Source organism: Mesorhizobium sp. LjRoot246 (assembly GCF_964254115.1).
GTDB lineage: Bacteria > Pseudomonadota > Alphaproteobacteria > Rhizobiales > Rhizobiaceae > Mesorhizobium.
In genome coordinates, this window is the sequence record NZ_CAXUSN020000001.1 from 6,342,523 (window position 1) to 6,365,613 (window position 23,091).

Below are 23,091 nucleotides of genomic sequence, written 5' to 3' on the forward strand. Positions count from 1 at the left end.
CTCGAAATCGGTCTCATCTTTGGCCCATGGCCTCCTCGACCAGATTGGCCGCTTCCATCAAAAGCGACTCATTGGCGCCGCCATTCACCGATTCCTTGCCGATCTCCAGCATGATCGGCACGGCCAGCGGCGATATCTGCTCGAGATGCTTATGCATGATTCGACCTCGCACACGCGAGAGCATCTCGGCAAGTCTGCTGACATCGAGCAGTCCGGCCGATGCATCCGTGCGCGTTGCCTGCAACAGGATATGGTCCGGTTCGTGGCTGCGCAGCACGTCATAGATGAGATCGGCCGACACCGTCACCTGGCGGCCGCTCTTCTCTTGGCCAGGAAAACGCTTCTCGATCAGTCCAGCAATGACGGCGCAGGTGCGGAAGGTCCGCTTCAGCATCCAGCTGTCGTTCAGCCAGGCCTCGAGGTCGTCGCCCAGCATGTCCTCGTCGAACAAGGCGGCCAATGACGGCTTCTTCGCCTTGAACAGCGCCGCCATGTCGTCCAGCGCCCAGACGGCCAGCGAATAGTCGGTGGCGACGAAGCCGAGCGGTCGCGCATTGGCGCGCTCCAGCCGCCGCGTCAGGAGCATGCCGAGCGTCTGGTGCGCCAGCCTGCCTTCGAAGGGGTAGGCGACCATGTAGTGGCGGTTGCCGCGTGGAAAGGTTTCCACCAGAAGGTCGCCGCGCTTCGGCAGCACCGATTTTTCCTTCTGCAGCCGCAGCCAGTCGGCGACCTGCTCGGGCAGCGCCTGCCAGCGGTCGCTGTCGGCCAGCATGCCGCGCACCTGGTCGGCGAGATAGGTCGACAGCGGAAACTTACCACCGGCATAGGACGGCACGATGATGTTGGCGCCGGCGCCGTTGGAGACGACGCATTCGTTCTCGCGAATGCCCTCGAAGCGCAGCACCTTGCCGGCGAACAGGAAGTTGTCGCCGGGACGCAAGGTCTCGGCGAAATACTCCTCGACCTTGCCCAGCACCGGCCCGCCGCGCCCAGCCATGCCACGACCCTGCCTGACATAGCGGATATTGAGTTCGGGCATTTCGACGATGGTGCCGACATTCAGCCGGTATTGCTGGGCGATGCGCGGATGTGAGACCCGCCACAGCCCGCCGACCGTCTTTCGAATGCGGGCGTAGCGCTCGTAATTCTTCAGCGCGTAGCCGCCGGTGGCGACAAAATCGACGACGCGATCGAAGGTTTCGCGGGCCAGACCGGCATAGGGCGCGGCACTGCGCACTTCTTCGAACAAATGGTCGGGGTGGAAAGGCGCGCCGCAGGCGACGCCCAGCACATGCTGCGACAGCACGTCGAGCGCGCCGTCGATCAGCGGCGGCGTGTCCTGCGCACCGAGATAATTGGCGTCAAGGGCAGCCCGGCATTCCAGCACCTCGAAACGATTGGCCGGAATGAGGATCGCCTTGGAGGGTTCGTCCATACGGTGGTTGGCGCGACCGATGCGCTGCGCCAGCCGGCTCGCACCCTTCGGCGCGCCGACATGCACGACCAGGTCGACATCGCCCCAGTCGATGCCGAGATCGAGCGTCGACGTCGCAACAATGGCGCGCAGCGCATTCTCGCCCATCGCCTTCTCGACCCGCCGACGCTGACCGACATCGAGCGAGCCGTGATGCAAGGCAATCGGCAGCGAGTCCTCATTTGCCCGCCACAATTCCTGGAACAGGAGTTCCGCCTGGCTGCGCGTGTTGACGAACAGGATCGTCGTGCGGTGCCGCTTGATCGCCTCATAGATTTCGGGAATGGCGTAGCGGGCCGAATGGCCGGACCACGGCACATGCTGTTCCGAGTCGAGAATGGAGATGTCGGGCTTGGCCCCGCCGGCCACGGTGATCAGGCCGGCCATGGTGCCCGGCGGATTCTGGCTGACAAGCCAGCGCCGCAACTCGTCTGGTTCGGCCACCGTCGCCGACAAGCCTATCGTCTGCAGGCCAGGCACGTAGCTGCGCAGCCGTGCCAGACCGAGCGCCAGCAGATGCCCGCGCTTCGATGTCACCAGCGAGTGCAACTCGTCGAGCACGACATAGCGCAGATCCTCGAAGAAACGCCTGGCGTCGGGCGCCGCGATCAGCAGCGCCAGTTGCTCGGGCGTGGTGAGCAGGATGTCGGGCGGCACCAGCTTCTGGCGCTGTCGCTTGTGTGACGGCGTGTCGCCGGTGCGTGTCTCGATGGTGACGGGCAGGCCGATTTCCTCCACCGGCTTGCCGAGATTGCGCTCGATATCGACGGCCAACGCCTTCAGCGGCGAGATGTAGAGCGTGTGGATTCCGCGATGCGCCTGGCCTGGCTTTCGCCTTGGCCGGTTGGCCAGTTCGGTCAGCGAGGGCAGGAACCCGGCCAGCGTCTTGCCGGCGCCGGTCGGCGCGATCAACAGCACCGACTGTCCAGCCTGGGCTTTCGCCAGAAGTTCGATCTGATGGGCACGCGGCGACCAGCCCTTCTCGCCAAACCATCTGATGAATGGTTCGGGCAGGGCCACGGTGGCATTCTGTTCGGCAAGGCGCGGCTGCTCTGTCACTCGCCAGAGGTAGCGCGACGGCGCGCGAACGCCAAGAAGAATCGGAACAAAAGGGGATCGTTCTTCCCTACGGCCGCCGAAACCCTGTCGGGCCGCCATAGAGGTAGCCGATGCGGGCGACGGCGTCCTTCAACCCTTCGCGCGACACCAGCATGGTGTGGCCGTTGGCGTGGATCATCGTGTCGGCATCGGTCATGACGGCGACATGGCCCTTCCAGAACACCAGGTCGCCGCGCCGCAGCCCTGAGAAATCAGGTCCCGGTTCCAGCGGCTCGCCGAGCGTCGCCGCCTGCATGTCGGAATCGCGCAGCACGTCGCTGCCGGCCATCCGCATCGCCAGTTGCACTAGGCCCGAGCAGTCGATGCCGAAACCGGAAGTACCACCCCAGAGATACGGCGTTCCAAGAAACGTCTCGGCAACCGCGACATAATCCGCGGCAACTTCGCTGACTGGCCGCAGGTGACCTGCGATGAACGCCTCTCCAGAGGGAAGAACAGCATAGTGCGTGCCGCGCGTTTCGGCGGCGTCCGTCACCGTCACCGTCGATCCCATCGACAATTGTCCTGCGATGGGAAAGCGCAGATCCGGCCCGGGATAGAGGAAGGTGCGCGGCACGCTGACGATGTGCGTGGGCGCATGGTCCCGCCCGCCCAGCATCGTATCGGCGACATAGCCGACATAGCCGTCGCGTTCCGCCTGGATCCAGGCCCAGCCCTCAGTGACCTCGAAGACGAGGACATCGTCGCCGAACAGAAGTTGCGTGTTGACGCCGGCATCCGGCCGCGGCGCCTTGCGCATATCGGCCACGGACGCGGTGATGCGCGCCGGCCGACCGGCGACGAAGCGGTCGGCGGCGACCTCGCCCTTCAGCCGTGCATCGGCGAGGTCGGAACGGAAAGCGTGAAGGCGGGCATCCCTGGCAGTCAAATCGGCAACTCGGCTTTTGTTTGTTTCCGCATGATCTTGTCCGAAAACCGGTTCCCACTTTTCGGGATCATGCTCTAAATCGGCAGTTCGTGGGCCTTGGCGATGATACCATCGCCGAAGCGCTCGACAAAGAGCGCCCCTTCGACCGTGCGCCTGATCAGCACATTGCGCTTGTCGAGCTCGTCGCGATGCCGGGACACCAGCTTCAATGCACCCATCGTGTCGAGCGCGCGGGTGATCACCGGCTTGGTGACATTGAGGCGGGCGGCGAGCCCGCGCACGGTGTGCGGCGGCGGATCGAGATAGATGGTGAACAGGATCGCTGTCTGGCGCATGGTCAGATCCGGTGCATCGTCGCGCACCTGCGACAGCATCACTTGCTGCCACAGTCGCAAGGCCTGGCTCGGGCGCATCGCAATCGACATCGCGCCAGCATGACGGCAAATTGTTTCGGTTCCGTTTCAGTCAAGGCAATTTGCCGGCTCTGCCCGCAACTGTCAGCCGTAGCGTTTCGAGATGATCCGCTCCAGCGCGCGAATGCCTTGCGCCTCGCCGCCTGCCGGACCATGCGGACGGTCGGCCGGGTTCCAGGCGAAGATGTCGAAATGCGCCCAGCCCGCGGTCTTTTCGACGAAGCGCTTCAGGAACAGCGCCGCCGTGATCGAGCCGGCGAAACCGTCCGTAGTGACATTGTTGATGTCGGCGATCTTCGATGACAGTTTTGCATCGTAGGGCCGCCACAACGGCATGCGCCACAGCGGATCCTCCGTCGCGACGGAAGCCGCCGCCAGATCGGATGCCAGCGCCTCGTCGCCGGTGTAGAACGGCGGCAGGTCCGGGCCGAGCGCGACACGAGCTGCCCCGGTCAGTGTCGCCATGTCGACCAGAAGCTGCGGCTCCTCCTCGTCGGCCAGCGCCAGCGCATCGGCCAGCACCAGCCGTCCCTCGGCATCCGTGTTGCCGATCTCGACCGTGATGCCCTTGCGGCTCGTCAGCACGTCGCCGGGCCGAAAGGCGTTGCCGGCAATCGAATTCTCGACCGCGGGAATGAGCACGCGCAGCCGCACATTCAGCCCGGCAGCCATGATCATCGAGGCCAGACCAAGCACATTGGCGGCACCGCCCATGTCTTTCTTCATCAGGAGCATGCCGGCCGAGGGCTTGATGTCGAGACCGCCGGTGTCGAAACAGACGCCCTTGCCGACCAGCGTCACCTTCGGCGCGCCTTGCTGCCCCCATCGCATGTCGATCAGGCGCGGTGCGCCGGCCGATGCGCGGCCGACGGCATGGATCATCGGGAAATTCTGCTCGAGAAGATCGTCGCCCTTCACCACCGAGACTTCCGCATTGTGGGCGCCGGCCAGGGTTCGCACCGCTTGCTCCAGGTCTTCCGGACCCATGTCGCTGGTCGGCGTGTTGACTAGATCGCGTGTCAGGAATACGCCATCGGCGATGTGGCGAACGCGCCCGGCATCGACGCCGGCAGGCAAGCCGAAGCGCAGCGTCTTGCCTGGTTTCTTGCCATATCGGGTGAAGACATAGCCGCCGAGCACCAGCGCGGTTGCGGCAAGTTCCGGCCCGGCCGGCGCCGAGGCAAAATGCCAGTCACCCTCCGGCAAGGCTTTCGACAATGCGCCGAGGGCGAGCGCGCCTTCGCCATCGCCGATACCGAACAAGGCGCCGCCGAGCGCTCCGTTTTCGCCGGGCACGACCAGCGTCCTGCCTGCCTCGCCTGAAAAGCCGTTAGCCCTCGCCCAGGCCACGGCGGCTGGCGCAAGACCAGCTGCATCGAGGCCGTCCCTGGCGACCAGATGGACCGGGAGAGCGCCCGGCAGTTTCTTCTCGACGAGTTCGACAGACATTCGATGTTCTCCGTGGGGCGGCCGTTGAGTCGGCGTTCTTAACCGTCCGTTAGGGTTAACAGAATATTTCTGCGGGAGGGAAGACGGCCACGCAATGGCCGCGCACGAATGGAGGCCCAGGTGCCGATGCCGACCGACCGCACGATCAATGCCAGGGGAAAACGGCTTATCACCACGGCCCTCATGCTGGCGCTCGCGGCCGGTGTCGCCGGTTGCGGGACCGATAAGCTCTCCACCGGCTCGATCGGACGCACCAGCGGCAAACCGCTGGAAACCATGTCGGCCGGAGAACTGCACAATGCCACCGGCGCACTTGGCCAATCCTATGCCAGGAATCCGAACGACAAGCGGATAGCGACAAACTATGCGGCGGCATTGCAGATGGACGGCGACGCCGACCAGTCGCTGGCCGTGATGCGCAAGCTCGCCATCGCTCTGCCGAAGGATCGCGACGTGCTTGCATCCTATGGCAAGGCGCTGGCCGCCAATGGCCAGTTCGAGGCGGCACTCGACGCCGTGCGCCGCGCTCAGACGCCGGAATATCCCGACTGGAAGCTGGTGTCGGCCGAAGCGGCCATTCTCGACCAGACCGGTCAGAAGGACGATGCGCGCCAGCTTTACCGCAAGGCACTCGACCTCAAGCCGAACGAACCTTCCGTGCTCTCCAATCTAGGCATGTCCTATGTGCTGGAAGGCGACCTGCGCACCGCCGAGACCTATATGCGCTCGGCCGCGCAGCAGCCGAATGCGGACAGCCGGGTCCGCCAGAACCTGGCGCTGGTCGTCGGCCTGCAAGGCCGTTTCGACGAAGCCGAGAAGATCGCCTCGCAGGAACTCTCGCCCGAACAGGCGCAAGCAAATGTCGCCTATCTAAGGCAGATGCTGGCCCAGCAGAATGCCTGGAGCCAGCTCAAGGATCAGGACAAGCCGAAATCCGCGACCAACTGAGACCACAATCCCAACCACCCCAAACGAAGAAGCCGCGCTGCATGCAGCGCGGCTTCTTCGTTGGGGTGGAATGCCGGAATTTGCCTCGCCGCTACTGGGCGTTTGTCGCCGGCGCCGGATGATCGCCGAAGATACCGCGCTGGCTGACCTGAATGCCGGCGGGACCTAGAATGATGGCGAAGAGCACCGGTAGGAAAAACAGGATCATCGGCACGGTGAGCTTTGGCGGCAAGGCGGCGGCCTTTTTCTCGGCCGCATTCATACGCATGTCGCGGCTTTCGGCGGCAAGCACGCGCAGGGCATGCGCCACCGGCGTGCCGTAACGCTCTGCCTGCACGAGTGCCTGCGACACCGACTTGACCGAATCCAGGCCGGTGCGGCTTGCCAGGTTCTCGTAGGCCTGCTTGCGCTCCTGCAGATAGGAAAGCTCGGCATTGGTCAGGATGAATTCTTCCGCCAGCGCCACCGATTGCGCGCCGATCTCGTCAGCGACCTTGCGGAGTGCCGCTTCCACCGACATGCCCGATTCGACGCAGATCAACATGAGATCGAGCGCATCCGGCCATGCCATCTGGATCGACTGCTTGCGCTTGGTGGCGCGGTTGTTGACATAGACGACCGGCGCGTAGAAGCCGCCATAAGCAACGAGGATGCAAACGAACAGCCTGATGATCAATGGCTTGTCGGGCAATCCTCCGAGCACGAAGATGTAGATTGCGGCCAGGGCGAAGCCGGCAAAAGGAAGCACGAGGCGGAAGAAAAGAAACCGCGTCAGCGGATTCTGGCCGCGAAACCCGGCCACTTTGAGTTTCTGCAACGTGCCCTCATCGGCGAGTGCGCGCCTTAGATCCAGCCGGTCGACAATGTTGCGCATGCCAATCGACTGCTCTTCGCGCAGGCCCTTGCGACGGCGATCCGCCTCGACGGCAAGCCGGGCGCGCTGTTTGGCACGCAATTCGTCGCGTTCCAGCGCAACGGTTTTCATACGTGCCTTGAGCTGGTTTCCGCCAAACGCCGGCAGCAAGGTGAAGACGGTCGCAAACACCGCTATTGCGACCAGCAGCGCGATCAGGAAGCTCGGATCCGTCAGGGATTTGATGACTTGATCGGTCATGCCAGCATCCTAGACTTCGAAGTTCATCATCTTGCGCATCACCATGATGCCGATCGACATCCAGATCGCCGAGCAACCAAGGATCAGATTTCCGACGCTGGTGTTGAAAAGCGGCATCAGGTAGGCCGGGCTCGACAGGTAGACGAGAAAGGCGACGATGAAGGGCAGCGCACCGATGATCGCAGCGGACGCCTTCGCTTCCATCGACAGAGCCTGGACCTTGGCTTTCATCTTCTTGCGATCGCGAAGCACGCGCGAAAGATTGCCCAGCGCCTCGGAAAGATTGCCGCCGGCCTGCGACTGAATCTGGATGACGATGCCGAAGAAGCTTGCTTCCGTACAAGGCATGGTTTCGGGCATGCGCAAGGTCGCATCGGGGATCGAGAGGCCCATCTGCTGTGAATCGACGATGCGGCGAAACTCGGCCTTCACGGGTTCGGGCGATTCGTTGGCGATCAGCCGCACGGCGTCGTTCAGCGGCAGGCCGGATTTGACAGCGCGCACGATGATGTCGAGCGCGTTTGGAAATTCGTTGAGGAATGCCTTGACCCGGCGGGCGCGACGAAACGAGACGAACCAGCGCGGCAGGCCCAGCGCCCCGGCCAGCAGCACGCCCGGCAAGGCGAACATCGGCGCCCCGGCCACAAAGGCGGCCATCGTCAAAACGAGGCCACATACGGCGGAATATATATAGAAGCGCTCGACGGTGGTCTTCAGGCCGGCTTGGCGGAGTTGGGCTTTCAGCGGCGGTTTCTTGACGGCGCTGTCCTTGGTTTTCTGCTTTGCGTCGAGTTCGTTGAGCGAATCTTGAACCGATTTGCGCCGTTTGGCTGCTTCCGCCACGCGGTCGCGCGAGGCCTTGACGACGGAGCGATCCGTCTCAGCGGTCCTGATCGTTTCCAGCCGCTTGCCGACCTGTTTCTCATTGCTGATCCGGGTGAACAGAAATGCATAGGCGACGGCGCCGGCGCTGAAGCCGGCGAGCACGACAAACGCCAGTACTGTGCCGTCAATTCCAAACATTGGTCCGAACCCTTACGCCCCAAGATGCGTCAGTCAGCACGTTTCTCCATCGCCTCGAGCGCAATGGCGAGACGCTGCTCCTCGCCATAATAGCGGGCCCGGTCCCAGAAATGCGGTCGACCGATACCGGTTGACACATGCTCTCCCAGCAGCCTGCCATTGGCGTCCTCGCCCTTGATGTTATAGAGGACGATGTCCTGCGTGATGATGACGTCGCCTTCCATCCCGATCACCTCGGTGATGTGGGTGATGCGACGCGATCCATCGCGCAGGCGCGCTGCCTGGATGATCACATCGATGGAGCCGACGACAATTTCGCGCACGGTCTTCTGCGGCAGCGAATAGCCGCCCATGGCAATCATGGATTCGATACGGTTCAGGCATTCGCGCGGGCTGTTCGAGTGGATCGTTCCCATCGAGCCGTCATGGCCTGTGTTCATCGCCTGCAGAAGGTCGAACACTTCGGGTCCGCGCACTTCGCCGACGATGATGCGTTCGGGACGCATGCGCAGGCAGTTCTTGACCAGGTCGCGCATCGTCACCTCACCCTCGCCCTCCAGATTGGGCGGGCGGGTTTCGAGGCGCACGACATGCGGCTGCTGCAGTTGCAGCTCGGCCGAGTCCTCGCAGGTGATGACGCGCTCCTCGCGGTCGATATAGTTGGTCAGGCAGTTGAGCAGCGTCGTCTTGCCCGAGCCGGTACCGCCCGAAATGACGATGTTGCAGCGAACGCGGCTGATGATCTTGAGAACTTCGGCGCCCTGCGGGGAGATGGCGCCGAACTTGACCAGCTGATCGAGCGTCAGCTTGTCCTTCTTGAATTTGCGGATGGTGAGCGCGGCACCGTCGATGGAGAGCGGCGGCGCGATGACGTTGACACGGGAGCCGTCGGGAAGGCGCGCGTCGCAGATAGGGCTGGATTCGTCGACACGGCGGCCAACCTGGCTGACGATGCGCTGGCAGATGTTGAGGAGCTGCTGGTTGTCACGAAAGCGGATACCGGTCTGTTCGACCTTGCCGTTGACTTCGATATAGACGTTCTTGGAGCCGTTGACCATGATGTCGGCGATGTCGTCGCGTGCGAGCAGCGGCTCGAGCGGTCCATAGCCGAGCACATCGTTGCAGATATCTTCGAGCAGCTCTTCCTGCTCGGCGATCGTCATCGCGAAATTCTTGATCGCGATGATGTCGTTGACGATGTCGCGGATTTCCTCGCGTGCGCTTTCCGGATCAAGCTTGGCGAGCTGCGACAGATCGATCGTGTCGATGAGCGCGGAGAAAACCTGGCTCTTGGTATCGTAATAAGTTTCGCTCTTTTCGCGCTGTGCCCGCTTCGGCTCGGGCGCCAATGGCGGAGCCTCGACCGCACGGCGCGCCGGCGGCGCGACAGGAGCACTTAGCGCGGCCGCAGGCCGGGTCAGAACCGCAGTGTCCACAGAACTTGCAGCCGGCGGCGCAGCAGGCGCCGGTGCTGGCGGGCGAAATTCCGGCGTGAACCGGTTGCCGTCGTCGCTGCCTCTTTTACCAAACATGATCGACTACCGATTCCACTGCTGAAGCGTCACTTCTTGTTGCGCGAGAGTTTGCCGAGCAAGTTGCCAAGCCCGGCCTTCTTCTTGGCCTTGATTTCGCTACGCCCGGTCAGCACATGCGCGATTTCGTTGATCATTGCGACAACCGGGTTCTTGGCATCCATTTCGCCAAGCATGCGTCCGTTGTTGGCGGCATTGCCGAACAGCAACGGATCAAAACCAATGACCGACATTGGCGACAGGCCGAGCGGCTCGGCGAAATCGGACGGCGAAATCTCCGGGCGCTTTGGGACGCCGGCCTGGTTGATGATCAGCTTCGGCGGCGGGTCGTTGGGACGAAGCCGCTTGAGCATGTCGACGAGGTTCTTGGTGTTGCGCAGATTGGCCAGTTCCGGTGTCGCCGTTATGACGACCTCGTCGGCCTTGACCAGGGTGTTCTTGGTCCAGCCCGTCCAGGCATGGGGAACATCGAGGACCAGAAGCGGCACGCTGCGCTGGGCGGTGTCGATGAGCTGGGCGAAGGCCTCGGGATCGAAGTCATAAACCCGTTCTAGCGTCGAAGGCGCTGCCAGCAACGACAAATGCTCGGCGCACTGGGTCAGCAGCCGGTCAAGATAGACTTCATCGATGCGCTCCGGCGAAAATACCGCCTCGGCGATGCCCTGCGCCGGGTCCTGGTCGAAATTGATGTTGGCCGTGCCGAAAGCGAGATCGAGATCGGCGACGACCACCTCGGATTTGAACAGGGAGGACATCGCCCAAGCCGCATTGTGGGCAATCGTCGAGGAGCCGACACCACCCTTGGCGCCGACGAAAGCGATCGAGCGGCCAAGCGGCTCGGCTTCCGGATCGATGAAAATCGACGACACCACGCTGACGATGTCAGCCATCGACACCGGTGCGATCACATATTCGGAGATGCCGTTGCGGATGAGCTCGCGGTAGAGACCGACATCGTTGTAGTGGCCGATCACCACGACCTTCGAGGTCGGATCACAATATTCCGAGAGCTGGGTGAGTTGCTCCAGCAATTGTTTCGGCTCGCTGCGCGATTCCAGCAGAATCAGGTTGGGCGTTGGCGCCGATTGGTAGAATTCGATGGCGGTGGGGACGCCACCCATATGGACCTTAAGATGTGCCTTCGCCATGCGGCGGTCCTCGCCGGCGCGCTCGACCGGATTGGCAACGCCCTCGGTCTCGCAGAATGCCTGAATCGAGATGCGCGGGATCGGCCGCAATGCCTGCATCGCGGCGATGTCCTGCTGCGAGGTATCGCTGCCATCCACCGGGGCGTCGTAGGCAAGGTTGCTCATCGTCATACTCTTTCCCGTAGCCTGTTCTGTCCGAGACTGGCGGCTCAGTACGTCACTTCCGAATTGCCGAGGAACTCGTCCGAGATGCCTCTTGCGCGGTAGACATCGATCACCGCGCCGCGATTTTCAGCATCGATTGTAGAAGGCTTGCGCGGGCCGATCAGATCGGCCGGATTGGCCATCTGGGCGGCAAGATTGTTCTGATAGGAGCAGCCGAAATCGGCGTAGTGCTTGTTTTCCGAGGTCTCCACGAGATCTTCGGGCCAACGCCCGCATTTATCGGTCTGGGCTTTCACCGAGATATAGGCGACGCGAATCGGGGCCGAGGCTTCGGCGGAAACGGACTGATAGGAGGTGACGACGATCCGGTTCCGCTTGACGCCGCTGGCGACCGCGAGTCGTGCGAAATCGCGGGACGCAGCAGTTGCGGCGACCTCGTTTGCGGACCCGCTCGGGACCTGGATCGTCAGCGTCGGGGCGGCACTCCTGTCATAGCCGTCCAGGAAGCCAAGAAGCGTATCGCGCTGGGAACCGGTCATGCCGCGATCACCAGCGCCAACCGGCAGGTCGATCTTCTGGTTCTTCTCCGCGATCACGATCGGATGGTTGGTGCGATAGTCGTCCGGAATGGCGCCTACCGTGACGCTGTCGCGCTGGGCACAGCCGGCAAGCAGCGCGGCCACGGCAACCGCCAGAATCGGAACGGCCCGTCGGCAGACCTGCGAACGGCCAAAACGCATCGTCGTGGCGATGGTCCTTGCCTTCAATGCTGACTGAGACATGTCCGCTTCCCCGCTCACTTGTAGATGAAGCCGACAACGCCGTGGTAGCGGCCGTTGGGCTTGTCGGTCTGCATGGTGCCGTAGACGCGATTGACGCGGCCAAGAAACATGGCGGCGCCATCGCTGGCGGCGTTGAAATTGTCGTCCGGCTTGGCAAGGTCGTTGCGCGCCACCGGCTTCACCAGATAGGGCGTGATGATGATGACGAGCTCGGTCTCGTTGCGCACGAAGTCCCTGCTGCGGAAGAGCGCGCCGAGCACCGGGATCTTTGTCAGTCCGGGCAACCCGTTGACGGCTTGCCTGACGTCGTCGCGCACCAGGCCGGCGATCATCATGGAGCCGCCCGAGGGCAGTTCCACCGTCGTATCGGCAAGACGCTTGCGAAGTGACAGGGCATTCATGCCGATACTCTGATTGTCCGTGGATGATGACACGGACCCTTCGGTTGTCGGTTCGGAAACCGAGGTTCTGACTTTCAGGCTTATGCGGCCTGGAGATAAAACCACCGGCTGGAATTCCAGGCCGATGCCGTACTCGATCTTTTCGACGCTATAGGTCTTCAGGCCGGTCTGGTTGTCTTGCGATACGTTTGCTGAGACACCCGTCACCATGTTGTATTCACCGCCAACCTTGAAGGTCGCCTTCTCCCCGGATACGGCGGTCAAGGTCGGCTCGGCCAGGGTTTTCATAACCCCGGACTGCTCCATGGCGTTGACATAGGCCTGTAAGGCGGAGGTGCCGATAGTGAGGCCCGCGTTCGACAACGGCTTGCCGAGACCGGTGAAAGGGTCGCTGAGCGCGCCGTAGCTGATGCCATTGCTGCCGCCGCTGCCGACCATATTGACGCCGAGCTGCTTCATCACCGAGCGGCTGACTTCGGCGACGGTCACCTTCAGGGTAACCTGGTCGTCGCCGATGATCTGCAGCAGGTTGACGATCTTGCTGGTGCGGCGTTCCTGGTCCGGATTGTTGATGTCGACGCCACTCTGGGCCGAACCGCCGGCCGCGGTCTGCGAATATTGTCCCGTCGTCGCTTCACCGCCCGAGACGAAGATCGTCGCGAGATCGACCGCGCGTTTTGCGTCCAATGGCGTGTCGACCGTTCCGGTCAGGACGACATTGTCATTCAGCAGTTCGACCTTGATGGCTGACGTCGGGAGGAAGCGCCTGATATAATCCTCAAGCCCGGCAACGTCGCGTTCGACGGCCAGATCCAGACTGACGATTTGCTCGCCATTCGGGCCGAAGACAAAGATGTTCGTCTCGCCGACCGCCTTGCCGAACAGGTAGATGCGCCTTGCGGTGCGGGTCACAGCATCGGCCACCGCCGGGTTGGCGACGAGAATGTCGTAGGCATCGCTCGGCAGGTCGATGACCACCGACTTGTTAAGGCCGAGCTTGACGCGCTGGGTGGCCGTCGATGCGGTGACCTGCGCGTTCTTTGCCTCGACAACGCTGCCTTGCACATTCGCTCCGACGAGCAGCAGGCCGAATGCCGCGGCTACGATTGCCGGCAGTTTGCCACTTAGCCTCATTTCCTTGCCCCTACTTCGGAAACTTCGCCCGACTTGATCAGCCTCACCGTTCCTCTGCGTCCGTTGCCGGAAACGAGATAGTCGGCCTCACCCAGATTCTTTTCCTGTGTGTCCGCGACTGCCCGTAGCGCCAGGGTCAGGCGATCCGCCATCTGTTGGGCGACAGTGATGATCTCTGCCTGCTTGGGCGTCAGTTCCAGCGTGGCGGTCTGGCCCACCCTGGTCTTCTTGCCTTCCTCATCCTCCTGAATGGTCTGGTCGATAGCCAGAACGCGGATGTTCTTGAGGATGGTCTCGGTGTTGAAACCGGCGCCAGCGGCGCTGGCATCTGCCCTGCGAGTCATGATGACATCGACGAAATCGTTTGGAAGAATGAAGCCGCCAGCCGACGTGTCGGCCGAAATTGCCGTGGCGACCGCCCGCATGCCGGAAGGCAGGATCGACGACATGAAACTCTGCCCTTCGCCGATCAGCTTTGAACGCCGCAGAGGCTCTCCTGCGTACATCGCCACACGGGCAACGGAACCCTTAAGCTTGTCCAGAGCCTCGGGCTCGGCGGTGCGGGTGATGAAATTCGCGTTGATGCCGTCAGCGGGCCAGGATTGCCAGGCGATGTTGCTTTCGAGTGGGCTGCCCATCGGAACATCGCCCGAAAGCACAAGCACGTCCTGCAGAGATACGGCCGGCGCTTGAGGTCCGGAATCGACGACGATCTGGGGTGGCGGTGCCACCATGTTTTTCGCGACATAGCCGGCGCCACCTGCCGCGGCCACCGCCACGCCCAGAATTATCAATCGCGATGCTGGCATCTGTCCGAACCCTTGCCCTGGCAAACCACGTAGCCAGGCCGGACTTTGCAGCGGCAATCGTCAAAACAAGGTTAATGTAATGCTTACGATCGTGATTAATTTAAGGTTTACAAAAATTAGACGGAATATGGCCAGACCGGCCAAAATGACCGGGGCAGGCCCTATTGAAAGCCGGTTGCGGCGATGCTGACAGATAAAAGAAATCGTGTTCAGGCCGCCAGCCTGGCCAGCGCCCATACCATCAAAGGCGAATCCGGATAGGTCAGCAACCCGCCAAGTCCGAGCGCGATGCCGTAGGGAACGCCGTTCTCCTCGTCGGCGAAATGGCGAAGAAACGGATTTCGGCTGGTAACGGCCGCAAGCAGCGACTTCCGATAGAGGATGATCGCAAACGTCAGCAGGCCGCCGATGATTGTCGAGGCGACGAGATATGCGACGAGATTCACATTGAGACCCATCCACATCGCGGTGGCAGCCAAAAGCTTGGCGTCGCCACCACCCATGCCGCCCATTGCGAACAGGCCGAACGTCACGGCCAGGACCAGGGCGCCGGCGGCGAAATGCCCACCATAGGCCGCCCATTCCATGCCCGTCAGCGGCGCAACCAGCGCAAAAACGACGACAAGGACCACCGGCACGCGATTGGCGATCGTCATCGACAGCATGTCGGAGATCGCGGCAAACAGCATGCAAAACGGAAAGACGACGAAGATCAGGGCTTCAAGCATCGGCGCCGCGCCTATTGTTCAATTCCAGTGCGGCCAGTGTAGACATGTTCGATTAACGATTGATGAGGCCAGCAGCTAAAAAATCTGGCACCCTATGGTCTGACAACAAAGCAAGGGCCGCCAGTGAGGCGGCCCTTGCTGCAAGAAGTAAGTTGATTGTTTTGGCGATAACGAATCAGCTGCCAGTCGTGCTCAACTTGGTTGCAATAGCTTGGAACTTTGAGTTGAGTGCATTGCCGAGCGCGCCGGCGCCGGTGATGATGGCGAGCGCGATGAGAGCGGCGATCAGACCATATTCGATAGCGGTCGCGCCGGATTCGTCCTTCACGAAACGTGCGATGAGATTAGACATTCGAGAGCTCCTACTCCACGTGTTACAGCACTTCCGTCAACTTCTGTGATGGTTGATCGGATGCTGCCAATCTAGGGAGAAGCTCTTTCGATCGGCTTAATAAACAGGCTTACCGATTCCTTTCCCGGTTCGCACACATTGCGTGGTTAACTCCGGGCTAAAGTACCGCCGCGCCTTCCAGTCCTGGGATTGGTGGGCTTGCCACCTGACCGGACCGCGCCTCGCGGGCGCCCTTGTCGGTCGTTGCACGATTGGCAACATCGCACGCTTAACCGTTGGTTCACCAATCTCGTTCATGTTCCGTTGATCAGTCCGCCTGCGTGGAGCGCCTCAATGGCCCAGCCGAGATCGTCAATCCTGATTGCCGCGCTTCTTGCCGCCACGACCTTCGCGGCGCCCGCCATGGCCGGCGCCGGCATCGAGGTCACGATGAACCAGGCCAAGATCGTCAAACTGTCGCGCCCCGCCGACACCATCGTGGTCGGCAACCCGGCAATCGCCGACGCTTCCGTGCAGGACGCTTCGACGATCGTGCTGACCGGCAAAGGCTTCGGCGTCACCAATCTGGTCGTGCTCGATACGGAGGGCAGCCCTATCGTCGACGAGCAGGTTACCGTCGTGCGGCAGGCCGCCTCGTCCGTGCGTATCTATCGGCGCGCCGAAATCCAGACGATGTCTTGCACACCCTATTGCGAAAGCTCCTACAAGAGCGATGCGGAGAAGTCCTCCGAAGCGGAGATGAGTGTCAGCCGGTAGGGTGGCGCAATCGAATGCCGTTCCGGTTATCGGCTGGTTAAAACGCCAACGCCGACTTTAACGGTCATTCAAACCGGACCTCAATCGGTTTGCGCTAATGCTCCTTCCGAGACCGCATAGAGATCGGCAGGATCAGAGATGAGCAAGGAATTCGGCTGCACAGGCGACCACAGGGCGAGGCGACCAAGGTTTTTCGCCCGCTTCCTTCGTGACCGGCGCGGCGCCACGGCAATCGAATTCGCAATCCTTTCCGTCCCGTTCGCACTGCTTGTCTTTGCCATTCTGGAAAGCTGCATCTCGTTTGCCGGCCAGGAAGTGATGGCCAACATCACCGACGATGTCGCTCGCCAGTTGCGCACAGGCCATTTGAGGGCGGCCGACATCGCCGGAAACAGTTTGCGGGACATGATCTGCGCAAAACTGCGGATCATCGTCTCCCAGGATTGTCCCAATCAGCTGCTGGTGGATCTTCAACAATATACATCGTTCGCCGATGCGGCCACGGCGGGCTTCAAGATCCAGAACGGCGATGTCGTACTGACGAAAGGCACCGAAACCCAATCGTTTGCAGTGACATGGGGTGCGGCGGAGTCGAGGAACATGCTTCGGGTCTTTTACAAATGGCCCATCATGACCGACCTGCTGGCGCAGTCGATGGGCGGCAACAAGACACTGCATTTCGCATCGGTGACCTGGCAGAACGAGCCGTTCGACAACTGAGTTCGAGGCGGATCCGCGAGCAGTAGAAGAAAAAGGGCAATGGATATGATGCGTGCGGGGGCACATCTTATGGCTACCGGAGTTTGGCGGAAAGCAAGTCGATTCTGGTCCGATCGCCGCGGCATCGCCGCGGTCGAATTCGCTTTGATCATGCCTATTCTGCTGATCATGTATTTCGTGACGATGGAAGCGTCACAAGCCATCGAGACCAGCAAGAAGGTTAGTCGTATCGGCAGCATGGTGGCCGATCTCGTCACCCAGCAGACAAGCGTCGTCCAGGAGGATGTCAAAGCCATCATGAAGATCGGCAGCGTCACCCTTCAGCCCTACAACCGCTCGGTTCCGACCATCACCATCACGGCGATACAGGTCTCGCCCGACGGGGCGAAGGCAACGGTGGTATGGTCACGCACGTCGATCAATGGCGGCTTCAGCGTCGGCGCCACCGGGGAGACCACGGTTCCAGCAACACTCAAGGTCGCCAACACCTTCCTCATCCGCGTCGAAAGCACTCTCGTCTACAAGCCGGTCATCGAGCTTGCGATAAACTCTGCTTTCAACCCGATAAATATGGGCGAAACCTACTATCTGCGTCCCCGCAGAAGCGTGGCGATCCCTTGCACCGACTGTTGAACAGAAATAGCCCTTTGCGGTTTTCAGGATCGCTCCAGCTCTCTGTCGGCATTGCACTGCGGATAAAAAAGCCGTTCCCGGAACGCGTTACCGTTGCGGATCGCCCGAGACAAAGCGCACGATAGCAACGGCCATCTCGTAGTCTTTTGGTGCGACGGTAGCGAAGCCGCCGGAATGTCTCGATTCCAGGAGGTCGTAGATATCAGGCGTCGTCGACTTGAGGTTGGTGAGGAACACGGTGAGCCTGCGCTTGGCTTCAGGGTCGAGATCGCTTCGGACCGCATGGGGACCATATCTCAACAGGCCCGACGTCCATACGATCCGAAGCGCCGTCACTGAGAGCCCTGCCGCTTCCAGCCTTACCTGCGTGCCCGACGCTTCCCGCGGGCCGTCAGCCGCGGCCGTCACCCAGCCGAACAGGCCATCGGCCTTGCCATCGACCAGCATCGTTTCGGCCGTCTCGGCCGAGTCGGCATGGACCAGAAACGGTGCATCTTCCGCGATCTTGCGGCCTTCCGCCGCCAGCGCCGCCAATGGCAAGAGAGAACCGCCGACGCTGTCCGAAGGCGCCATGGCGATGCGATGGCTGTCCATCGCCGCCAGGTCGGGCAGCTTGCCGTCCCGCGTCAGCAGAACGGAGCGGATGCCGACCGCGCCGTCAGAATCGACCGGAGCCACAAGCGGCTCGATACATAAGCAGCGCTGTGAGGCCGTCGCATAGGCGGTGGCCGAATAGATCGCGTATTGGATACGGGCACTGGCCTGCGCCTCGATCAGCGCGGCATAGTTGCGGGCAACGACAAACTCGACCTTCATGCCCAAGGCCTTGGTGTAGGCGTCGGTCAACAGTGCCAAGCCCGGAACGGAGTTGCCGGCGCCTGGCTCGGCAACGATGCCGATGCGAAACGTACCGATATCATCGCGCCAGTCGGCATGCGCCGGATTGGACCAGAACGCGACCTGCACCAGCATGAGGGCGGTATAAGTCTTCAGCGCAACCCTCATGACAGAACCACCGTCTGTTGTCCTCGATCCATGCCAATGCCCAATGCATCGTGGCGACATGCATTCCTTGTTTTGTGCATGTCGTTGCCCAAAACCGCTGCGCACATTTGGGCGACATCACTGGACTATCACGCCAAGCCGTTGCCGTTTGGTTTCCGAAATGCCAATGAAGTCGCGGAACTCTATGTCTGGTCGTTCAAGCTGGCAACAACTCGATGGCGCGTGCTTTCCTCTTCGTTCTGGACTCCTTCGGCATTGGCGGCGCGGCCGATGCCGACCGCTACGGCGACGCCGGCGCCAACACGTTCGCGCACATCGCAGAAGCCTGCGCGGAAGACCGCGCTGATCGCGAAGGGCTTCGCAGTGGACCGCTGTTTGTCCCCCACATGGCCTCGCTCGGGCTTGGCAAGGCTGCCGAAACCGCGACGGGGCTGGGCTTTGCCAGCAGCGGGACGGATCTGCTCGCCACTGCCTTCCACGGCGCCGCACAGGAGGTTTCGAGTGGCAAGGACACCCCGTCGGGCCATTGGGAAATTGCCGGCCTGCCGGTGTGTTTCGACTGGGGCTATTTCCCGGACACGGTTCCCGCTTTTCCGCCTGAACTGACCGAGGCGATGATCCGCGAGGGCAAAGTGCCGGGCATCCTCGGCAATTGTCATGCGCCGGGCACCGAGATCATCGAGCGCTTCGGCGAGGAGCACATCCGCACCGGCAAGCCGATCTGCTACACGTCGGTCGACTCTGTCCTGCAGATCGCCGCGCATGAGGTCCATTTCGGCCTGGAGCGGCTTTATGAATTCTGTCAGGTGGTGCGTAGGCTGGTTGACCCGCTGAGGATCGGACGGGTTATCGCGCGGCCTTTCGTCGGCGAAACCACCGCCACTTTCGAGCGGACGTATAACCGCCATGACTACGCCGTGCCACCGCCGGAGCCGACCCTACTCGACCGGCTGACGGCGCGTGGCAGCCGGGTCATCGCCGTCGGCAAGATCGGCGACATCTTCGCCCATCGCGGCATTTCGCAAGTGCGCAAGGCGGCAGGCAACATGGCGATGTTCGACGAGGCGGTGGCCGCGATGGATGATGCCGGCAACGGTGATCTCGTCTTCGCCAATTTCGTCGACTTCGACACCGAATTCGGCCATCGCCGCGATGTTGCAGGTTATGCTGCCGCGCTCGAGGCCTTCGACCGGCGGCTGCCGGAGGCATTTGCAAGGCTGCGGCGGGGCGATCTTCTCATCCTGACTGCCGATCACGGCAACGATCCGACCTGGCGCGGCACCGATCATACGCGCGAGCGCATTCCGGTGATCGGCACCGGACCGGGCTTCAAGGGCGGCGACATAGGCTTGAGAACGACATTCGCCGACATCGGTGAAACCGTGGCCGAGCATCTCGGGCTGGCGCGCGGGCGCTACGGCACTTCTTTCTATACGGCGATCGGCGGTCATGCCTGAATTGCCGGAGGTCGAAACCGTCCGCCGCGGACTGCAGCCGGTTCTGGAAGGCGCCACCATTGCCCGTGTCGAGGCGCGCCGACCGGATCTGCGTTTTCCATTTCCCGAGAAATTCTCGCAGCGACTGACCGGCAAGACGATCACGGCGCTCGGCCGCCGGGCCAAGTATCTGACCATGAACCTGGAAGGCGGTCCCGTGCTGATCTGCCACCTCGGCATGTCGGGTTCATTCCGCATCGAGACGGCGGATGGCAGTGACATGCCCGGCGTCTTCCAGCACGACCGCTCGAAGAGTTCCAGTCACGACCACGTCGTCTTCCATGTCGTATCTCCGGCAGGCACCCGATCCCGCGTGATCTTCAATGATCCGCGCCGCTTCGGCTTCATGTTGTTTGCGGATGGGCCGGACGTTCATCCGATGCTGGCCGGACTCGGCGTCGAGCCAACGGGCAACACATTGGACGGCACGCTGCTTGCCTCATTGATGAAAGGGCGGCGATCACCGCTCAAGGCAGCGCTTCTCGACCAGAGGCTGATCGCCGGGCTCGGCAATATCTATGTGTCGGAGGCGCTGTGGCGTGCCAGTCTGTCGCCGCTGCGCGAGGCGGGCACGATCGCCAAGCCCGGAAAGAAAGCCCAGGCCCAAAGCGAACACCTCGCGCAAGCCATTCGTTCGGTAATATCAGATGCGATCGCGGCTGGCGGGTCCTCGCTGCGGGACTATATGCAGACCGATGGGTCGCTGGGCTATTTCCAGCACGCCTTCGCCGTCTACGACCGCGAAGGCGAGGCCTGCCCGAAGCACGGCTGCAGCGGCCATGTCGAACGGATCGTGCAGAGCGGCCGATCGACCTTCTATTGCCGGACGTGTCAGCGGTGAGTTAGACGAGCACGAGCGAGGAGAAGCAGCCATGACCTATGAGACGATCATCACCGAGACCCACGGCAAGGTCGGGCTGATCACACTGAACAGGCCGCAGGCGCTCAACGCGCTGAACTCCCAGGTTCTGACCGAAGTGGTCGCCGCCGTGAACGGGTTCAGCGCCGATGCCGGCATCGGCGCCATGGTCATCACCGGTTCCGAAAAGGTTTTCGCCGCCGGCGCCGACATCAAGGAAATGCAGTCTATTTCTTATGCGGACGCCTACAGCCAAGATTTCTTTGCCGGCTGGGAAGAGCTTACGCGAGCGCGCAAGCCTATTATCGCAGCGGTGGCGGGCTATGCACTGGGCGGCGGCTGCGAGCTGGCGATGATGTGCGATTTCATCATCGCCGCCGACACGGCCAAGTTCGGCCAGCCCGAGATCACGCTCGGCGTCATTCCAGGCATGGGCGGGTCGCAACGGCTGACCCGCTTCGTCGGCAAGTCGAAGGCAATGGACATGTGCCTGACCGGGCGGATGATGGATGCCGCCGAGGCCGAGCGTTCTGGCCTGGTGTCGCGGGTTGTGCCAGCCGGCGAACTCGTCGAGGAGGCACTGAAGGCGGCGGCCAAGATCGCCGCTTTCTCACTGCCATCGGTGATGATGGCAAAGGAGGCGGTCAACCGCGCCTTTGAGACGACGCTTACCGAGGGATTGCGGTTCGAGCGCCGGCTGTTTCATTCGCTGTTTGCACTGGACGATCAGACAGAAGGCATGGCGGCCTTCATCGAAAAGCGAAAGCCGAATTTCACCAACCGCTGACGCCATCCCTTGGCCGCGAAGAAGATGGCTGTTGGTAGCCCAAAAAGAAGGCCGGGCAGCGTTGACGCGCCGGAAAAGCTGAACTATAAGCCGCACCAACCGAGGCGGCCCCGTGGCTGCCCGTTTGTTTTTTGCGCCCTGCGGCATCCCGCATGCGCCGACCAGATCAGAAGAGAGGCATCATGGCCAATACATCCTCGGCCAAAAAGGCAACACGCAAGATCGTCCGTCGCGCAGCGGTCAACAAGAACCGTCGCTCGCGCGTCCGTACCTATATCCGCCAGGTCGAAGAGGCGCTTGCCTCCGGTGACAAGGCTGCCGCACAGGCTGCCTTCAAGATCGCGGAGCCGGAATTGATGCGCGCCGCAACCAAGGGCGTGATCCACAAGAACACCGCGTCCCGCAAAGTGTCGCGACTGGCTCAGCGGGTTAAGGTTCTGTCGGCCTGACATTACTTCCCTAGACTGACGTTCTTCGAACCCGGCCGTTCGTGCCGGGTTTTTTCGTTTGCCGGCAAGCACTTAAAAAGAATGTCCGCAAACGATGTCTTGTTCGGATTTCACGATTGGGAATACTTTGCCGGCATATGCATGCCCGCTGTTGGTCGCCAGGCTTGAAAAGGGCTGACTTAAGGATTCGTGGCTATCAGAAATAGTCTATATTTTTCAAACGCTTACGGATGGTGATCCACAGCTTGTCCACACCGGACCAACCCGATGGGGGACAAGTAGCTGTCAAGCGAATTATTTCAGAATTTTTCTCTCGGCGCCCGGTTTTTCATATTCGCCGGAAAAGGGTTTGAATCACAATGGCTTTGTTAAAATGTGCCGTCGCGGCACGCCACTCGAACCCGCCTTCACTAACCAGATTCCTTAAAAATCCGTTAGACGTGGCCTTGCCCTATCCACAGCGTTTTCGGTAGTGTCGATCTATCGAAAGGGACGGGCTCTGGCCCTTAACCCAAGCCTGAATCGGCCAGCTTAAATTGGCGGGATTTGCAACGCGGATCAAGTCCGCGGACGGGTTTGGTTTGTCTTTTTTCGATGCGTAGGGGACTGGCGTAACTAGACATGGCAGGTAGACGGCGCGCCGGCGCTCTTTTCGCCGGACGGTGTTGTATTGCCCTGACATACCCACAACGCGGACTGGCTTCCATGGGCCGGCACCGGTTCCCGCGGATAATGGGCGACGTTCATCTGCCGGCGGCGGCAGCGGACGTCGTAGCAAAGACTTAGGTCGCCGGAACCGGATGCAGGAGGCGCATCCCCGGTGGAAAACAGGTACGGAAAGACAAGGAAAAGATCATGCAGAGCGGCATCGAAAGGGAGCTTACGGGCGACCTCCCATTTCCTGGAACTTTGATCGGAGCAAACGAC

General features: G+C 61.6%; 23 protein-coding genes and 1 pseudogene. 9 read left to right on the forward strand and 15 right to left on the reverse strand.

Annotated elements, in window-relative coordinates; translation table 11 throughout:
• Positions 1 to 13: 13 nt before the first annotated feature.
• From ACSQ3L_RS30655 to ACSQ3L_RS30670, 4 genes are all read right to left on the reverse strand, one after another.
• Positions 14 to 2,533 (reverse strand): ligase-associated DNA damage response DEXH box helicase, encoded by a 2,520-nt coding sequence (locus tag ACSQ3L_RS30655; RefSeq protein ID WP_436163333.1) that lies wholly within the window; start codon positions 2,531 to 2,533, stop codon positions 14 to 16.
• Positions 2,534 to 2,600: 67 nt separating this feature from the next.
• Positions 2,601 to 3,461: a C40 family peptidase gene (locus tag ACSQ3L_RS30660; RefSeq protein WP_436163334.1), complete on the reverse strand. Its 861-nt coding sequence runs from the start codon at positions 3,459 to 3,461 to the stop codon at positions 2,601 to 2,603.
• A gap of 74 nt (positions 3,462 to 3,535) precedes the next feature.
• Positions 3,536 to 3,886: a MarR family winged helix-turn-helix transcriptional regulator gene (locus ACSQ3L_RS30665; protein ID WP_056588405.1), complete on the reverse strand. Its 351-nt coding sequence runs from the start codon at positions 3,884 to 3,886 to the stop codon at positions 3,536 to 3,538.
• A gap of 72 nt (positions 3,887 to 3,958) precedes the next feature.
• A complete protein-coding gene (locus tag ACSQ3L_RS30670; RefSeq protein WP_436163335.1) occupies positions 3,959 to 5,323 on the reverse strand; it encodes a leucyl aminopeptidase family protein in 1,365 nt (454 codons plus the stop codon).
• A 126-nt stretch (positions 5,324 to 5,449) separates the two neighbouring features.
• On the opposite strand from ACSQ3L_RS30670, the gene ACSQ3L_RS30675 reads away from it, so the two are divergent.
• Positions 5,450 to 6,271, forward strand: a complete 822-nt coding sequence (locus tag ACSQ3L_RS30675; protein ID WP_436163567.1) for a tetratricopeptide repeat protein — start codon at positions 5,450 to 5,452, stop codon at positions 6,269 to 6,271.
• Positions 6,272 to 6,362: 91 nt separating this feature from the next.
• Here the strand turns inward: ACSQ3L_RS30675 and ACSQ3L_RS30680 are convergent, their stop codons facing one another.
• From ACSQ3L_RS30680 to ACSQ3L_RS30720, 9 genes are all read right to left on the reverse strand, one after another.
• Positions 6,363 to 7,385 (reverse strand): type II secretion system F family protein, encoded by a 1,023-nt coding sequence (locus ACSQ3L_RS30680; protein WP_436163336.1) that lies wholly within the window; start codon positions 7,383 to 7,385, stop codon positions 6,363 to 6,365.
• A gap of 9 nt (positions 7,386 to 7,394) precedes the next feature.
• On the reverse strand, positions 7,395 to 8,408 hold the full coding sequence (locus ACSQ3L_RS30685; RefSeq protein WP_436163337.1) for a type II secretion system F family protein: 1,014 nt from the start codon (positions 8,406 to 8,408) through the stop codon (positions 7,395 to 7,397).
• A 29-nt stretch (positions 8,409 to 8,437) separates the two neighbouring features.
• Entirely contained in the window at positions 8,438 to 9,940 is a 1,503-nt protein-coding gene (locus ACSQ3L_RS30690) for a CpaF family protein (protein WP_436163338.1), read from the reverse strand.
• 29 nt (positions 9,941 to 9,969) lie between these two features.
• Complete coding sequence (locus ACSQ3L_RS30695) at positions 9,970 to 11,253, reverse strand: AAA family ATPase (protein ID WP_436163339.1); 1,284 nt, start codon at positions 11,251 to 11,253, stop codon at positions 9,970 to 9,972.
• A 44-nt stretch (positions 11,254 to 11,297) separates the two neighbouring features.
• The gene (locus ACSQ3L_RS30700) at positions 11,298 to 12,035 is read right to left on the reverse strand and encodes a CpaD family pilus assembly protein (protein WP_436163340.1); all 738 of its coding nucleotides are present in this window, start codon (positions 12,033 to 12,035) and stop codon (positions 11,298 to 11,300) included.
• A gap of 14 nt (positions 12,036 to 12,049) precedes the next feature.
• Positions 12,050 to 13,570 carry a type II and III secretion system protein family protein gene (locus ACSQ3L_RS30705; protein ID WP_436163341.1) on the reverse strand — a complete coding sequence of 507 codons (1,521 nt, stop codon included), beginning with the start codon at positions 13,568 to 13,570 and terminating at the stop codon, positions 12,050 to 12,052.
• Complete coding sequence (gene cpaB, locus ACSQ3L_RS30710) at positions 13,567 to 14,379, reverse strand: Flp pilus assembly protein CpaB (RefSeq protein WP_436163342.1); 813 nt, start codon at positions 14,377 to 14,379, stop codon at positions 13,567 to 13,569. Before cpaB ends, ACSQ3L_RS30705 begins: the two co-directional genes overlap by 4 nt.
• A 209-nt stretch (positions 14,380 to 14,588) precedes the next feature.
• Entirely contained in the window at positions 14,589 to 15,107 is a 519-nt protein-coding gene (locus ACSQ3L_RS30715; protein WP_436163343.1) for an A24 family peptidase, read from the reverse strand.
• A 175-nt stretch (positions 15,108 to 15,282) separates the two neighbouring features.
• Positions 15,283 to 15,459 (reverse strand): Flp family type IVb pilin, encoded by a 177-nt coding sequence (locus ACSQ3L_RS30720; RefSeq protein WP_292181302.1) that lies wholly within the window; start codon positions 15,457 to 15,459, stop codon positions 15,283 to 15,285.
• Positions 15,460 to 15,792: 333 nt separating this feature from the next.
• Here ACSQ3L_RS30720 and ACSQ3L_RS30725 point away from each other — a divergent pair, with 333 nt between their 5' ends.
• The 4 genes and pseudogenes from ACSQ3L_RS30725 (at position 15,793) to ACSQ3L_RS30740 (ending at position 17,568) form a co-directional block, all read left to right on the forward strand.
• Positions 15,793 to 16,215: a pilus assembly protein N-terminal domain-containing protein gene (locus tag ACSQ3L_RS30725; protein WP_292181300.1), complete on the forward strand. Its 423-nt coding sequence runs from the start codon at positions 15,793 to 15,795 to the stop codon at positions 16,213 to 16,215.
• A 138-nt stretch (positions 16,216 to 16,353) separates the two neighbouring features.
• Positions 16,354 to 16,503: pseudogene (locus tag ACSQ3L_RS30730) on the forward strand (TadE/TadG family type IV pilus assembly protein); the annotation flags it as partial.
• A gap of 30 nt (positions 16,504 to 16,533) precedes the next feature.
• A complete protein-coding gene (locus ACSQ3L_RS30735) occupies positions 16,534 to 16,935 on the forward strand; it encodes a TadE/TadG family type IV pilus assembly protein (RefSeq protein ID WP_436163574.1) in 402 nt (133 codons plus the stop codon).
• Between the two features lie 45 nt (positions 16,936 to 16,980).
• A complete protein-coding gene (locus tag ACSQ3L_RS30740) occupies positions 16,981 to 17,568 on the forward strand; it encodes a TadE/TadG family type IV pilus assembly protein (RefSeq protein WP_436163568.1) in 588 nt (195 codons plus the stop codon).
• Positions 17,569 to 17,655: 87 nt separating this feature from the next.
• Here ACSQ3L_RS30740 and ACSQ3L_RS30745 read toward each other — a convergent pair whose 3' ends face one another.
• Entirely contained in the window at positions 17,656 to 18,573 is a 918-nt protein-coding gene (locus ACSQ3L_RS30745; RefSeq protein WP_436163344.1) for a phosphate/phosphite/phosphonate ABC transporter substrate-binding protein, read from the reverse strand.
• A 215-nt stretch (positions 18,574 to 18,788) separates the two neighbouring features.
• On the opposite strand from ACSQ3L_RS30745, the gene ACSQ3L_RS30750 reads away from it, so the two are divergent.
• The 4 genes from ACSQ3L_RS30750 to rpsT all read left to right on the forward strand — a co-directional run bounded on the left by ACSQ3L_RS30750 (position 18,789) and on the right by rpsT (position 22,164).
• Positions 18,789 to 20,030: a phosphopentomutase gene (locus ACSQ3L_RS30750; RefSeq protein WP_436163345.1), complete on the forward strand. Its 1,242-nt coding sequence runs from the start codon at positions 18,789 to 18,791 to the stop codon at positions 20,028 to 20,030.
• The gene (gene mutM / locus ACSQ3L_RS30755; RefSeq protein WP_436163346.1) at positions 20,023 to 20,910 is read left to right on the forward strand and encodes a bifunctional DNA-formamidopyrimidine glycosylase/DNA-(apurinic or apyrimidinic site) lyase; all 888 of its coding nucleotides are present in this window, start codon (positions 20,023 to 20,025) and stop codon (positions 20,908 to 20,910) included. The genes ACSQ3L_RS30750 and mutM overlap by 8 nt, the downstream gene beginning before the upstream one ends.
• 31 nt (positions 20,911 to 20,941) lie before the next feature.
• On the forward strand, positions 20,942 to 21,715 hold the full coding sequence (locus tag ACSQ3L_RS30760) for an enoyl-CoA hydratase (protein ID WP_436163347.1): 774 nt from the start codon (positions 20,942 to 20,944) through the stop codon (positions 21,713 to 21,715).
• A 182-nt stretch (positions 21,716 to 21,897) separates the two neighbouring features.
• The gene (gene rpsT, locus ACSQ3L_RS30765) at positions 21,898 to 22,164 is read left to right on the forward strand and encodes a 30S ribosomal protein S20 (protein ID WP_027039558.1); all 267 of its coding nucleotides are present in this window, start codon (positions 21,898 to 21,900) and stop codon (positions 22,162 to 22,164) included.
• Positions 22,165 to 22,779: 615 nt separating this feature from the next.
• On the opposite strand, the gene ACSQ3L_RS30770 is transcribed toward rpsT, so the two are convergent.
• On the reverse strand, positions 22,780 to 23,091 hold a 312-nt coding region (locus ACSQ3L_RS30770; protein WP_436163348.1), incomplete at its 5' end, for a hypothetical protein.